The organism is Rathayibacter sp. KR2-224 (genome assembly GCF_049446075.1).
Lineage (GTDB): Bacteria > Actinomycetota > Actinomycetes > Actinomycetales > Microbacteriaceae > Humibacter.
On record NZ_JBMSEB010000001.1, the window covers coordinates 1783370 to 1796976 of the forward strand.

A 13607-nucleotide genomic window follows, 5' to 3' on the forward strand; every position below is an offset into this window, starting at 1 on the left:
GCGTCACCCTTCGGTGGTGGAGGCATACCGCGGCTGGGGTATCGCATATGACGCCGACGGGGGCTCCGTTTCCGTTCAGCTGGCAGCAGACTGGACGAATGGGAAACGAGACGGCGCCTACTCTCGCATCTGCTCGACCCCATCCGCTTCCCCCGCCATGGGTCGGGGACTTGCTCGCCGCCGTGCTGGTCGTGGTCGCGGCGTTCGTTCCGTTCCCCGACGATGAGTACCGCCCCAGAACTCTGCTCGCGATCGCCGTCCTGATAGCACCGGCCGGCCTGTTGCCGCTTCGCAGACGGTGGCCGTTGCAAGTTCTCGCCGGCACGCTCGCGCTCTTCGGCGCCGCAGCGCTCATCGGAACGCTCTCCCCCGGCATCGTCCTCGCCTCTGCGATAGCCATGTTCGGTGTCACCAACCGTTCCAGCCGTCGCGTCGGGCTCATCGCCACCGCTTGTGCGATCGCCTCCCTGATCCTTCTCAGCCTTCTGTATTCCGTCCACAACGTCTTCGACCCCAGGACCATCCAATTCGCAGCGACGGTCGCTTTCGCCGCGGCCGCCGGTGACGCGACGCGGTACCGGCGGGAATACATCCAGTCGATCACCGAACGGGCCGAGCGTGCAGAACAGGGCCGCGAGGCCGAGGCAAGCCGACGGGTCGCAGAGGAACGACTGCGGATCGCCCGCGACCTTCACGACGCCGTCGCTCACCAGATCTCGGTGATCAGCCTCAACGCAGGAGTCGCCTCCACCGCACTCGACTCACGGCCCGAACGCTCGCGCGAAGCACTGGCCGCCATCCGCGTTGCAGCGCGCACCGTACTGCGCGAAATCGGCGATCTCCTGGAGGTGTTGCGCAGCGGAGACGACGATTCCCCCTCGCTGTTGCCGCAACCCGGCCTGGCTGAGCTGGGCAGCCTGATCACCTCGTTCGGAGAAACGGGACTGGCCGTGAATATCCGCATGGAGGGCGATCTTGCCCGCATCGACGGAGCCGCCGAGTTGGTCGCCTACCGGGTGATCCAAGAGGCACTGACGAACGCACACAAGCATGGCAGCGAACATCGGGCCCACGTATTGATCTCGATCGGTGACGACGAGGCCCTCATCGTGATCAGCAACCCGACCTTCCCACAAGCCGGCCGGTCCAGTCCTCACCCTGGGTCGAATGTCGGTGGTCACGGTCTGCTGGGCATGCGCGAACGCGTTGCGTCCGTGCGCGGCACCATCACCTTCGGCGCGACCGGCACCGAATACCGAGTGGATGTCGTCCTGCCGATTGCGAAGGAGAAGCCGCAATGATCGGTGTGCTCGTCGTCGACGACCAAGCGCTTATCCGCCGTGCGGTCGTAGACATCCTTGAACAGGAAGAGGATCTCCGAGTCGTCGGTGAGGCCCGTGACGGCGACGATGCGCTACTGCTCGCCCGGGAACTCCACCCCGATGTCGTGCTGATGGACATTCGGATGCCGAACCGCGATGGCATCGAGGCCACGGCCGCCATCTGCGATGATGCCTCTCTTGCCGGGACCCGGGTTCTGATCCTGACCACGTTCGAAGAAGATGAGTACCTCGTCGCCGCGCTCCGAGCGGGCGCCAGCGGATTCGTCGGAAAGGGAGCCGAACCGGAGGAAATCGCGCGGGCCATCCGATCGGTGCATGCCGGCGACGCACTCCTATCGCCCACGGCCACCCGCAACCTCATCACGACGTACGTTCTAGGTCCCGTTCGCACCTCGACGGAGGCTTCACGCCATGCGCCTCGATTGGATGCTCTGACCGAACGCGAAGGAGAGGTGTTGCTTCTCGTCGCCCGCGGCAAGAGCAATCAGGAAATCGCAGACGAGCTGTTCATTTCGCCGCACACCGCCAAAACCCATGTGAACCGCATCATGTCGAAGGTGCACGCCCACGACAGGGCCCAGTTGGTGATCCTCGCCTATGAAACCGGCATGCTCGAACCCGGACCTCGTTGACGGGACGACCGCCCGATGCAAACGCCGCGGATCCGTGTTTTTGAGGGATTCCGGGGGGCTGTCCAGAGGGATTCGGGGGGCGTTTTCGTGGCGGTACCGGTGGGATTCGAACGCCCGGGGATCGAGTTGGGGTGCTTACTCGGGTAGAGAGGTGAAAAGCGCGATACCGTCGTGCGCTTCCAGGCGCAGGAGCCCGTTCGGTGTGGTGTGAAGGGTGGTTCCCGACCAGGCGTCGAAGTAGTGCCCGGGCGAGACGAGCACGGTCATCGGTGTTCCGTGTCGTTCGAGCGCGGTCGGCCCGAAAAGGCCGAACGCCTGTTGCCGCTCCCCCTGGATGGGTAGGAGCACCGTATCGGGGGTGAGGACGGCCGCACCGTTGACAGGTCCGCACGCGACACCCAGGATCGCGGACACGGCGGCCCTACCGTCGGGGCCGGCAAGAGCGGAGTGGGTAAGCGAGACCGTGCAGTAAACGATCGAGCCCGAGCCCCACGTGCGTCTCCACAAGACGGGGCTGCCGCTGTGCTCCAGCGTGATGCTCGTCTCCGCCGCCCAGTTCTCGTCGAAGTCGACCGCGGCTTCCACGGGCGCTACCGCCCCGATCCGATGCCCGTGGACCAACAGCTCGAAGCCGTCCGCCCGGTCCGTCGCGGTGCTCAGACCAGCGCTGCGAATACCGGTCGCCGGCCCGATCGTTCCGGGCCACGGACGGTGAAGGCCGGCGTCCGTGTCGAACTGGCCCGTGGTGGCATCCAGTACCACGGTGGCCCCGTTGTCGGCGAGAGTCAGGATGCTGCGGGCGTCGCTCTCGTCCCAGGCAGCGACGTTGGGCAGGATCAAAGTCTGGGCGCTACCCGGGTCGATGGCGTCGATCGACGACAGTGACGTGGGCACTCCCAGCCGCATCATCTCGACAGTGATCAGTGCCGCGCCCTGGGACGCCGCCGACGTCGAGGCTGCGTACCGATTGTTCCGACCGCCCTGCGCCATGGCCAGCTGAACCGCTTGCGATCGTTCGCTCACCGCGACCACCGCGCGGACCGGCTCCGGCTGCCACGCACCGATGTGCGACTCGACCGATTCCAGCGCGCGCCTCACGGCGTGCATCGTCGCGGCCCGCTCGCCGATCGCGTCGTCATCATCCAGCAAGCCCCATTCACCGGCCTCGAAGTCGTGCTGGCGGGTGTTGAAGCACCATCCCGTCACGGACTGGGCTCCGACGAGGAGGGGCGCAAGGTAGGTTGCCCCGATCTCGGCCGGCCCCACGCCTGCGGGCGTGCCGCCTGCGTAAAACGTGTTCCCCGTCTGCACCTCGGTCACCTCGGTCGAGGTCGGTCCGGCCGTGCTCTGCAGCAGGCGGACGCCGGCGCACACCAGGGCGGTGAAATCCGCCTTGGTCGCGAACGAGAAGGCCCAGGGCGCGTGAAAGCTTGCGCCGAGAGTGTCGACCGTTCCGGCGAGCTGCGTGAGCTCGTATCCGTACTCAGCGAGGTTCAGGAACACCTGGTTCGGGTTCACGCAGAGTGGCGTGATCTGGTCGGTCTCGCGCACGAAGGAGGCGATCCGGTCGAGCTCCTGACCCAGGAGTCGCGTCCTCAAAGCGACATCGGCCAGGACCGGTCCGAACGACTGCCAGGCGCTTGACCGGTGCGCAGGATGTGCGAGGTCTTCGGGGAAGGGTACCTCCGCAAACGAGCCGAACCCGCTTCTCCACCGCTCGTTCAGTTGCGCGATGTCGTTGTTGTAGCGATCGCTCAACACACGCGCCCACTCTTCGCTGCTGCCCGCGCCTCTGAAGTGAGGTTCGTCGTTGGGCGCGAATGCGTAGAGCGGCTCGTTCCAGAGAATCCATTGACCGAGGCCGGGGTGGCGATGGTAGCGCCGTACGCACGCCCGCACGTAGGCGGCAGCGGCATCGAGCCACTCGGGAGAGAGTGTAGGAGTGTGACTATGCAGCACCGATGGGGTTCCCAGCCACCAGGGACCGGAGTTGGCGGTCAACGTCGCCTTGATCCGGATGCCGTACCGCTCGGCCGCGTCGAAGGCCGCATCGAACAGCCGAAATTCCCAGTCATCGGAGGAGGCGGGCTGGATCCACGGCCACATGAGGAAGAGCCTCACCTGGCCAAACCCGAGCGAGGCGGCCTTTCCGAAGAGCTCGTCGACCCGCTCAGCGCTGTCATGCTGTTCCAGCCAGATCTGCGTGCCGAACCGGGCATCGACGTTCCGCTGCTTCATTGCCGTATCTACTCCTCACGCACCGCACCGTGACGACCGAGGCTATCGCCGCAAACGTACCCGGCCAAGGGCAATGGTCCGTGAAGCACAAGCGGATCCGTTACGGGCGGCTTCATCGACGCAGCTGCTTCGCGACGTCAAGGTTGGCGCTGGCGGCCCACGGTGGTGGGTACAGGCGGTGCCGGCACAAAATCCGACGTCACGAACCATCGTCGAGCTGCCCGTGACGTGCACATGACCAGACGACGAGATCCCAACTCCTCATCCACGACCTCGACGTCACCGTCGTCAACAGCACCACCGGCGAACTACTCCGACACCTCACCATCGACACCACACGCGACTTCCAACCCCGCCACAGAAAGCAATAGCCCGAACCCACAAACGTGGGTTCGGGCTATTCCGATGTCCAGAGACATCACACTGGCGGTACCGGTGGTGTCCTGGTTCGGGACATTGGAATGGGGTGTCTCGGGTGATCGGAATAGCGTGTCTCGGGTGATGGGAATGCCTCAGCGGTGACGCTGAGGGATGACCAAGCAGCGTCTGGTGATCACCGCAGTCCTGTCCGGAATCTCGCAATCCGAGGCAGCTCGCCGCTACGGGGTGTCACAGGGGTGGGTGTCCAAGCTGGTGGCCCGCTACCGGTTGGAGGGCGAGGCCGCGTTCCAACCGCACTCGAGGCGACCGGTCACCTCACCGGGCGCGACCCCGGCGGCGAGCGTCGATCTCGTGATCGGCATCCGTGGCCGCCTCGTCCGGGCCGGCCTCGACGCCGGCGCGGACACGATCGGCTGGCACCTCCAGCACACCCACCGCATCACCCTGTCCCGGGCCACGATCAATCGGATCCTGACCAGGGCAGGGATGATCAGCCCGGAACCGGCCAAGCGTCCCAAATCGTCCTACATCCGCTTCCAAGCCGACCAGCCCAACGAGACCTGGCAATCCGACTTCACCCACGTGCGCCTCACCGACGGCACCGACACCGAAGTCATCGGCTGGATCGACGACCACTCCCGATACCTGCTCCACCTGACCGCGCACCCACGAGTGACCGCCAAGATCGTCGCCGACACCTTCCACACCGCCGCCACAACCAACGGCTACCCGGCATCCACCCTGACCGACAACGGCATGGTCTACACCGTGCGCCTGGCCGGGAGCAAAAACGCCGGAGGACGCACCACACTCGAACACGACCTACACCGGCTCGGCATCACCCAGAAGAACGGGAAACCCAACCACCCCACCACCCAAGGCAAGATCGAACGACTCTGGCAAACGTTGAAGAAATGGATCACCGCGCAACCAGACCAACCTGCCACGATCCAGCAACTGCAACACCTACTCGACGCATTCACCGTCGAATACAACACCCGCCGACCACACCGATCACTGCCCCACCGGGCCACCCCCGCCACCGTCTACAACACCGGCAACAAAGCCTCACCCGCAGCCACCAACACCCCCACACACGACCGCGTCCGCGACGACCGCATCGACAAATCCGGCACCGTCACACTCCGCGTCGCCGGCCAGCTCCGACACATCGGCATCGGCCGAACCCACGCCGGAACCCACGTCAAACTCCTCATCCACGACCTCGACGTCACAGTCGTCAACGCCACCACCGGCGAACTACTCCGACACCTCACCATCGACACCACACGCGACTACCAACCCCGCAAAAACCAATAGCCCGAACCCACAAACGTGGGTTCGGGCTATTCCGATGTCCAGAGACATCACATGGCGGTACCGGTGGGATTTGAACCCACGGTGGAGTCACCCCCACACATGTTTTCGAGACATGCTCCTTCGGCCGCTCGGACACGGTACCGCCGTCTACTGTACGCGACCGCGCCACGCCCGACCAACTTGCGCGGGGCATCCGACCACGGCCGCAAAACCGCCATGGCCGCGTCTTCGCAGCCTTCGATCACCGGCGCCCTAGGCTGAATCGGTGCGAAGTGGAGGACGGATGCCGCGAGGCTCGATGGCCGCGCTCGTCACGGCATCCGGTCTGGTCGCGCTTGTCGTCGGTGCAACTGCTCTCGTCAGGTCGCTGCGCGCCAGGCAACGCATCGCCGCGCGCGCACTGAACGAGACGCTGCCCGTGAATTCCGCCTGGTGGCGGGCTCGGGCGAAGGCCGAGGGCGAGCTGCTGCTCGTGACGCTCGGCGACAGCGCTGCCCAGGGGATCGGCGCGAGCGAACCAGGACTCGGATATGTGGGCATCCTCGCGGACCGCATCGCGCACCGCAGCGGACTCTCGGTCCGCACCGTGAACCTCAGCGTCTCAGGTGCGACGGTGGAGCAGACCATCGGGTATCAGCTGCCGCGGCTTGCCAAGCTGCAGCCGGACATCGTCACCGTATCGATCGGCGCCAACGACATCGCATCGTGGGATGCCCGCTCCTTCGAGATCGCGCTTGCCGCCGTTCTCGACGCCGTGCCGCGGCACGCGATTGTGGCGGACCTCCCCTACTTCTACCTGCCTGGCAACGAGCGCAAGGTCGCCGCCGCGAACGGCATCGTGCACAGGCTTGCTCGCGACCGTGGGCTTGCGGTCGCCCCGCTGCACGCCACCACCAAGGGTGCCGGCATCCTCGGGGCGCTCACACTGTTCGCCGGCGACCGCTTCCACCCCAACGACCGCGGCTACGAGGTGTGGGCATCAGCGTTCGCACCGCTCGTGGACAAGCGCGTCGACGAAGTGCTCAGCGAGCGCTCGACTCATCCCCCTCGGTAAGGAACTCGAGCACCCGTTCCCAGGCAGGAACCACGACCAGGTGTCCCACCCCGTCGATGTCATGCCGTCGGGCGTTCGCCAGCTGGGACGCATACCACTCTCCGTGTTCCGGCCCGATTTGGTCCGCCGTTCCGTACACGAGCAGTGTCTCGGCCTTCACATCGGCGACATCGAACCCCCACGGATGCGCCGTGTACGCGAGCAGGTCCGTCACCTGACCGATCGGCCCCTGCTGCACCGAATCCGCGAGCATCCTCTCCAGGCGTTGCTGAACTCCCGGTCGCTGCAGCACGTCGTCGTCCACATCCCGGATGCCCAGCATCGCGAGCGGTGGCGGGTCGGTCGGCTGGAAACCTTGGATCTCCGCCTGCTGGGCGAAGGCGCCCATCAAGGCCTCGAACGCCTGTCCTGCCGGCAGGTGCGACAACGCCTCGCTCTGCTCGGCCAGCGGCTTCGGTATCCACTCCACCGCGTCATTCGGTGCGGGTGTGCCGATGACGGCGACCCGTCCGACGAGCTGCGGATGCCGCGCGGCAAGCGCGAGAGCCACCCGCCCTCCCGCAGACCAACCCACCGCCGACACGTGCCGCTCGGCGGATTCGCCGAAGGACATTCCCGGGCCGGAGCGCTCGTGGAGGAACTCGGCGATGTCATCTGCCGCACGCGCCACCGACGGCCACTCGCCCTGCGGCAGCGGATCGGACGAGCCGTAGCCGGGCCGGTCGAGCGCGAGGATATGTGCGTTCGACGTCTCCGACAACGTCGGATCAGGGTCGAAGACTCCACTGCCCGGCGCGGGGTGACAGAAGATCACCACCCGACTCGCGGCCGGGTTGCCGTGCGTGGAGACGCCGATGCGTCGGCCGTCACCGAGCGTGAATGTCTGATCTGCCATGGCGTGATTGTGCGACCCACCTCCGACATAGCTCCAGGCCTTGCGCTCTCCACAGCAGCCCGCCTTCCACAAGTACGGCCGTTCCGGGAGGCTCCGTCGGTGGTTCCACATAGCCTGAACCCGCGTCCACAACCCGGCACGGCGAGCAGAGCCTTCGGCCGAGACGGATCGAAGTGGCAGTACGAGACCCGCGAGGGCGAACGGTCGGAGACCTGATGGCGAAAACGCAAGGCGGATACCGCTGCACCGTGTGTGGATGGACGACCGCCAAGTGGGTCGGCAAGTGCGGCGACTGCCAGGCGTGGGACACCATGAGCGAGGTGGTGCAGACATCGGCCCGCGTCACCCCGACCCGCATCGCCGAAGATCGTGCGGCCGTCCCGATCACGGAGATCGGGATGGATGCCGTCTACCACTGGCCAAGCGGTATCGACGAGTTCGACAGGGTGCTCGGCGGCGGCATCGTGCCAGGAGCCGCCATCCTCCTCTCCGGCGAGCCCGGCGTCGGCAAGTCGACCCTGCTCCTCGAGGTGGCGTCTCGCACCGCCGCGGCAAAGTCACGCGTGCTCTACGTCTCGGCCGAGGAGTCCGCGGGCCAGGTGCGGCTGCGTGCGGAGCGCACCGGCGCGCTCCGGCCGAGTCTTTTCCTGGCGGCCGAGACGGATCTCGCGGCTGTAGTGGGCCAAATCGATGCTGTCGATCCCCAGCTCGTCATCGTCGATTCGGTGCAGACGGTGGCGAACTCATCAATGGACGGAATGGCCGGCGGTCCCAGCCAGGTGCGGGAGGTGGCATCCACGCTCATCCGGGTGGCCAAGGAACGCAACCTCCCCATCCTGCTCGTGGGACACGTCACGAAAGACGGACAGGTCGCCGGCCCACGCGTGTTGGAGCATCTCGTCGACGTGGTGTGCCAGTTCGAAGGCGACCGGCAGACGGCTCTGCGATTCGTGCGGGCTCTGAAGAATCGGTTCGGCCCCACCAACGAGGTCGGATGCTTCGAGATGTCCGGCGACGGCATCGCAGAGGTCCCCGATCCCAGCGGGTTGTTCTTGAGCCGGTCCGCGACTCCTGTTTCCGGCACGTGCGTGACCGTCGCGATGGAGGGCAAGCGGGCAATTCCCGTCGAGGTGCAGGCGCTCGTGATCGACACGTCAGCACCCAATCCGCGGAGAGTCACCAGCGGAGTGGATGCCGCGCGCCTCGCAATGCTGCTGGCGGTGCTCGAGAAGAGGGCGGGCATCCGCGTGTCCGACAAAGATGTGTACGTGTCGACGGTCGGCGGTGTACGTCTGACCGAGCCGGCGGCAGACCTGGCGATCGCGATCGCCGTGGCATCCGCCGTGCGTGATCGGGCCGTCGGCCACTCCATGGTGGCCTTCGGCGAGATCAGCCTCGCGGGCGAGGTGCGTGCCGTGACATCCGCTCGTCAACGGTCGGCCGAGGCCACGAGAATGGGCTTCCGCGAGCACCTCGACGGGGAGACCGGCGGCATTGCGGCGGCCCTGCGCTTGGCCTTCGCCAGCGGTCTCAGCGATCGGGAACGCGAACTCGACGCCGCGTTCTGATCGCTGCGGCCTCCGGCCGGACGAGCTCAGTTCAGCAGGAACTGCTTGGTCGTCTTCGACGTCACGCCGTTCACCTGAACCTTCAGGTGATACGAGGCTCCGGCGGCGGGCGCGGCCTGACGCGCCTTGTCGCCGCACGTCGAGGGATCCGACCGCGTACGGTCCCAGGCGATCGGGTTCGAGGTGAGGGTCTTACCCGGCTCAAGCAGGACGACCGTGTCGACCGGAGTGGTCTGGCAGTCCGTGGACTTCCAATAGACCTCGTTACCGCTGGTGACGGTGAAGATCTGCTTGGCCGTGCCGACGTCGAAGGTGCAGGAGCTGGCTCCGGTGTTGGTGATCGAGAACGAGAGCTGCGGCTGTGCTCCCGCGCCATAGCTGTTCGAGTCCGTGATGGCCTCGACATCGATGGCGGACGTCGCACACGCCTTGCCGCTCGCGGACGCCTTTGTTGTGGGAACCGTGGTCGGATTCGTCGTTGGCTTGGTCGTAGCCTTCGTCGTCGAGCTCGTGGAGGTGTGCGTCGCGACGGGAGCCGAGGCATTCGAGTTGCCACGCGGGGCGAACACGATCAGCAGGATGACGACGAGGATCGCCAACAGCGCCAGCCCTACGACCAGCCGGCGGCGCCAGTAGATCCTGTTCGGCTGGGGGCCGACCGGATGCTTCAGGCTCGACATGCGAACAGGTTAAGCGGCGCTGCAACGGTAGCTGAGGCAACTCGCCGGAAGCATGGCGCAATCACGGCCGTACGACGTGATATCGGATGCCCCGCGCCTACACCCGCGCGCGGTCCTGCGCGCCGGGACCCGACGCATTCGCTCCCAGGCTCCGTTTGGTTGCGGCGCCGAGACCGCGACGGCGCCGCTACAGGCGCTTGATCATGCGGGTGTTGCCCAGCGTGTTGGGCTTCACGCGTGCCAGGTCGAGGAACTCCGCAACGCCTTCGTCGCGGCTGCGAAGGAGTTCGTTATACACCTCGGGATCGACGGTCGCCTGGCCCATGTCTTCGAAGCCGTGGCGTGCAAAGAAGCGCACTTCGAACGTGAGGCAGAAGAGGCGGCTGAGTCCGAGGCCGACGGCGTCGTGCTCGAGTCGTTCGAGGATGGCATGCCCGACGCCGCGCCCGCGCCACCCGTCTGCGACCGCGAGAGTGCGCACCTCGCCGAGGTCCTCCCACAGCACGTGCAGAGCGCCGCAGCCGATCAGGCCACCCTCGAGATCCTCGGCCACCCGGAACTCCTGCAGCGCCTCGTACAACGCCACCCGCTCCTTGCCGAGCAGGATGCGTCGCTCCACCAAAGGCTGCACCAGTTGCTGGATGCCCGGCACGTCGCTCGTGCGCGCACGCCGCACCCGGAACCCGCGCAGCTCGGTAGTTGAGATCGGCTCGGTGAGGAGGTCTGCCACGTAATTCAGCCTAGGCCGTGTTGCTGAGGAGCCTCGATCGAGGGGGTAGCGAGCAATAAGTAGCAGATCGAACTCGACCCGACGCAGATGGATGCCGGTGTGGAAATCGCCCGGGCACGCCGAAGGGGGCGGGTCATGGGTCTGGGACGCGCGAGGGGCCGGACCCGTGATCCGGGCACGCGGAAGGGGCCGGACCAAACGGTCCGGCCCCTTCGATGCGCTCGCCTTACAGGCCCGCTGCCAGGTCGGGCGTCGTCGCGCCGGTGCCGATCGGGCCGGCGGAGATGGCCCCCACCGGCTCCTTGCGAGCAGCCGTGGTGAAGACGAACTCGCCGTCCACGAAGTCGACCGTGACGTGGTCGCCCGAGTTCAGCTCGCCGTGCAGGATCTTCTCGCTGAGCCGGTCCTCGACCTCGTGCTGCACCGCGCGGCGCAGCGGCCGTGCACCAAGCGTCGGGTCGAAGCCGACCTCGATGAGGCGTTCCTTGGCGGGAGTGGTGAGCTCGATCGTCATGTCGCGGTCGAGCATCCGCTCGCCGAGACGCTTGGCGAAGAGGTCCACGATCTGCAGCAGCTCGCCCTTGTCGAGTTGCGGGAACACGATGATCTCGTCGACGCGGTTCAGGAACTCGGGCTTGAAGTTCTTCTTCAGCTCCTCGTTCACCTTGCCGCGCATGCGGTCGTAGCCCGACTGGCTGCCGGCGTCACCCTCGGCCTGGAAGCCGACGGGACCACCGGAGATGGCAGCCGTTCCGAGGTTCGTCGTCATGATGATGACCGTGTTCTTGAAGTCGACGACGCGGCCCTGGCCATCCGTCAGACGCCCCTCCTCCAGAATCTGCAGGAGCGAGTTGAAGATGTCCGGGTGTGCCTTCTCGATCTCGTCGAACAGCACCACGCTGAACGGCTTGCGGCGCACCTTCTCGGTGAGCTGTCCGCCCTCTTCGAAGCCGACGAACCCGGGAGGGGCACCGAAGAGACGCGAGACCGTGTGCTTCTCGCCGTACTCCGACATGTCGAGCGAGATCATGGCCGACTCGTCGTCGAACAGGAACTCCGCCAGCGCCTTGGCCAGCTCCGTCTTTCCGACGCCGGTGGGGCCGGCGAAGATGAACGAACCGGACGGGCGGTGCGGGTCCTTCAGACCGGCACGCTGACGGCGGATCGTACGGGAGAGCGCCGAGATGGCCTCCTCCTGGCCGATGACACGCTGGTGCAGCGCCTTCTCCATGAAGACGAGCCGGCTGGACTCCTCCTCGGTGAGCTTGAAGACCGGGATGCCCGTCGCCTGCGCCAGCACCTCGGCGATGAGTCCCTCATCGACCTCGGCCGTCGTCTTGACGTCGCCGCTCCTCCACTGCTTCTCCAGCCGCAGACGCTCGCCAAGCAGGTTCTTCTCCTCGTCGCGCAGCGCTGCCGCCTTCTCGAAGTCCTGCTCCTCGATCGCGCCTTCCTTGCGCTCGCGCACCTTGGCAATCTTGTCGTCGAACTCGCGCAGCTCGGGCGGAGCCGACAGGATCGACAGGCGCAGGCGGGCGCCTGCCTCGTCGATCAGGTCGATCGCCTTGTCGGGAAGGAACCGGTCGCTGATGTAGCGGTCGGAGAGGTTCGCCGCGGCGACGATCGCGCCATCCGTGATCGACACCTTGTGGTGGGCCTCGTAGCGGTCGCGCAGTCCCTTGAGGATGTTGATCGCGTGGGGCAGCGACGGCTCCGCCACCTGGATGGGCTGGAAGCGGCGCTCTAGCGCGGCATCCTTCTCGAAGTGCTTGCGGTACTCGTCGAGGGTGGTCGCGCCGATGGTCTGCAGCTCGCCGCGCGCCAGCAGCGGCTTGAGGATGCTCGCCGCATCGATCGCGCCCTCGGCGGCGCCCGCACCCACCAGGGTGTGGATCTCGTCGATGAACGTGATGATGTCACCGCGCGTGCGGATCTCCTTGGTCACCTTCTTGAGGCGCTCCTCGAAGTCACCGCGGTAGCGGGACCCGGCGATCAGCGACCCGAGGTCGAGCGTGTACAGCTGCTTGTCTTTCAGCGTCTCGGGCACGTCGCCGCGCACGATGGCCTGGGCCAGCCCCTCCACGACGGCGGTCTTGCCCACGCCGGGCTCCCCGATGAGCACCGGGTTGTTCTTCGACCGGCGCGACAAGATCTGCATGACGCGCTCGATCTCTTTCTCGCGCCCGATCACCGGATCGAGTTTGTTCTCGCGCGCAGCCTGCGTGAGGTTGCGGCCGAACTGGTCGAGGATCTGGCTGCCGCCCTGAGCGGCTTGCTGCTCGTTCGCCCCCACCTGTACCTGCTCCTTGCCCTGATAGCCGGAGAGCAACTGGATGACCTGCTGGCGCACCCGGTTGAGGTCCGCGCCAAGCTTGACGAGCACCTGTGCGGCCACGCCTTCGCCCTCGCGGATGAGTCCGAGCAGGATGTGCTCGGTTCCGATGTAGTTGTGGCCGAGCTGGAGCGCCTCACGCAGCGACAGCTCGAGAACCTTCTTCGCACGCGGAGTGAAGGGGATGTGCCCGGTCGGCTGCTGCTGACCCTGGCCGATGATGTCTTGAACCTGCTCGCGCACGGCATCAAGCGAGATCCCCAGGGACTCGAGGGCCTTCGCCGCAACGCCCTCACCCTCGTGGATCAGGCCGAGCAGGATGTGCTCGGTGCCGATGTAGTTGTGGTTGAGCATCTTGGCCTCTTCTTGGGCCAAAACGACGACTCGGCGAGCTCGATCGGTGAATCTCTCAAACATGTGTCACTCCTCGCGGG

10 protein-coding genes and 1 tRNA gene are annotated in these 13607 nt (G+C 66.2%); 5 read left to right on the top strand and 6 right to left on the bottom strand.

Annotated elements, in window-relative coordinates; genetic code table 11:
* The first annotated feature begins 98 nt into the window (after positions 1-98).
* Both ACO2Q7_RS08075 and ACO2Q7_RS08080 read left to right on the top strand, forming a co-directional pair.
* Positions 99-1301, top strand: coding sequence for a sensor histidine kinase (locus tag ACO2Q7_RS08075; protein ID WP_423355090.1), 1203 nt, complete (start codon positions 99-101; stop codon positions 1299-1301).
* Positions 1298-1975 carry a response regulator transcription factor gene (locus ACO2Q7_RS08080; RefSeq protein ID WP_423355091.1) on the top strand — a complete coding sequence of 226 codons (678 nt, stop codon included), beginning with the start codon at positions 1298-1300 and terminating at the stop codon, positions 1973-1975. The genes ACO2Q7_RS08075 and ACO2Q7_RS08080 overlap by 4 nt, the downstream gene beginning before the upstream one ends.
* A 135-nt stretch (positions 1976-2110) precedes the next feature.
* Here the strand turns inward: ACO2Q7_RS08080 and ACO2Q7_RS08085 are convergent, their stop codons facing one another.
* The gene (locus ACO2Q7_RS08085) at positions 2111-4213 is read right to left on the bottom strand and encodes a beta-galactosidase (RefSeq protein WP_423355092.1); all 2103 of its coding nucleotides are present in this window, start codon (positions 4211-4213) and stop codon (positions 2111-2113) included.
* A 531-nt stretch (positions 4214-4744) separates the two neighbouring features.
* Between ACO2Q7_RS08085 and ACO2Q7_RS08090 the strand changes: the two genes are divergently transcribed.
* A complete protein-coding gene (locus ACO2Q7_RS08090; protein WP_423355093.1) occupies positions 4745-5914 on the top strand; it encodes an integrase core domain-containing protein in 1170 nt (389 codons plus the stop codon).
* A 52-nt stretch (positions 5915-5966) separates the two neighbouring features.
* On the opposite strand, the gene ACO2Q7_RS08095 is transcribed toward ACO2Q7_RS08090, so the two are convergent.
* A tRNA-Ser gene (locus ACO2Q7_RS08095) sits at positions 5967-6056 on the bottom strand.
* Between the two features lie 123 nt (positions 6057-6179).
* On the opposite strand from ACO2Q7_RS08095, the gene ACO2Q7_RS08100 reads away from it, so the two are divergent.
* Entirely contained in the window at positions 6180-6968 is a 789-nt protein-coding gene (locus ACO2Q7_RS08100; RefSeq protein ID WP_423355094.1) for an SGNH/GDSL hydrolase family protein, read from the top strand.
* On the opposite strand, the gene ACO2Q7_RS08105 is transcribed toward ACO2Q7_RS08100, so the two are convergent.
* The gene (locus ACO2Q7_RS08105) at positions 6937-7863 is read right to left on the bottom strand and encodes an alpha/beta fold hydrolase (protein ID WP_423355095.1); all 927 of its coding nucleotides are present in this window, start codon (positions 7861-7863) and stop codon (positions 6937-6939) included. The genes ACO2Q7_RS08100 and ACO2Q7_RS08105 overlap by 32 nt on opposite strands.
* A gap of 215 nt (positions 7864-8078) precedes the next feature.
* Between ACO2Q7_RS08105 and radA the strand changes: the two genes are divergently transcribed.
* The gene (radA, locus tag ACO2Q7_RS08110) at positions 8079-9431 is read left to right on the top strand and encodes a DNA repair protein RadA (protein ID WP_423355096.1); all 1353 of its coding nucleotides are present in this window, start codon (positions 8079-8081) and stop codon (positions 9429-9431) included.
* A gap of 26 nt (positions 9432-9457) precedes the next feature.
* Here the strand turns inward: radA and ACO2Q7_RS08115 are convergent, their stop codons facing one another.
* From ACO2Q7_RS08115 to ACO2Q7_RS08125, 3 genes are all read right to left on the bottom strand, one after another.
* On the bottom strand, positions 9458-10111 hold the full coding sequence (locus tag ACO2Q7_RS08115) for a hypothetical protein (RefSeq protein ID WP_423355097.1): 654 nt from the start codon (positions 10109-10111) through the stop codon (positions 9458-9460).
* A 187-nt stretch (positions 10112-10298) separates the two neighbouring features.
* Complete coding sequence (locus ACO2Q7_RS08120) at positions 10299-10841, bottom strand: amino-acid N-acetyltransferase (RefSeq protein WP_423355098.1); 543 nt, start codon at positions 10839-10841, stop codon at positions 10299-10301.
* 226 nt (positions 10842-11067) lie between these two features.
* Positions 11068-13590 (bottom strand): ATP-dependent Clp protease ATP-binding subunit, encoded by a 2523-nt coding sequence (locus ACO2Q7_RS08125; RefSeq protein ID WP_423355099.1) that lies wholly within the window; start codon positions 13588-13590, stop codon positions 11068-11070.
* Positions 13591-13607: the final 17 nt, after the last annotated feature.

Excerpts from the sequence above, each read along its gene's own strand:
- ACO2Q7_RS08115 (WP_423355097.1), bottom strand. The coding sequence starts at position 10,111 with ATGTCGAGCCTGAAGCATCCGGTCGGCCCCCAGCCGAACAGGATCTAC.
- ACO2Q7_RS08080 (WP_423355091.1), top strand. The coding sequence starts at position 1,298 with ATGATCGGTGTGCTCGTCGTCGACGACCAAGCGCTTATCCGCCGTGCG.
- ACO2Q7_RS08075 (WP_423355090.1), top strand. The coding sequence starts at position 99 with ATGGGAAACGAGACGGCGCCTACTCTCGCATCTGCTCGACCCCATCCG.
- ACO2Q7_RS08105 (WP_423355095.1), bottom strand. The coding sequence starts at position 7,863 with ATGGCAGATCAGACATTCACGCTCGGTGACGGCCGACGCATCGGCGTC.
- ACO2Q7_RS08090 (WP_423355093.1), top strand. The coding sequence starts at position 4,745 with ATGACCAAGCAGCGTCTGGTGATCACCGCAGTCCTGTCCGGAATCTCG.
- radA (WP_423355096.1), top strand. The coding sequence starts at position 8,079 with ATGGCGAAAACGCAAGGCGGATACCGCTGCACCGTGTGTGGATGGACG.
- ACO2Q7_RS08085 (WP_423355092.1), bottom strand. The coding sequence starts at position 4,213 with ATGAAGCAGCGGAACGTCGATGCCCGGTTCGGCACGCAGATCTGGCTG.
- ACO2Q7_RS08125 (WP_423355099.1), bottom strand. The coding sequence starts at position 13,590 with ATGTTTGAGAGATTCACCGATCGAGCTCGCCGAGTCGTCGTTTTGGCC.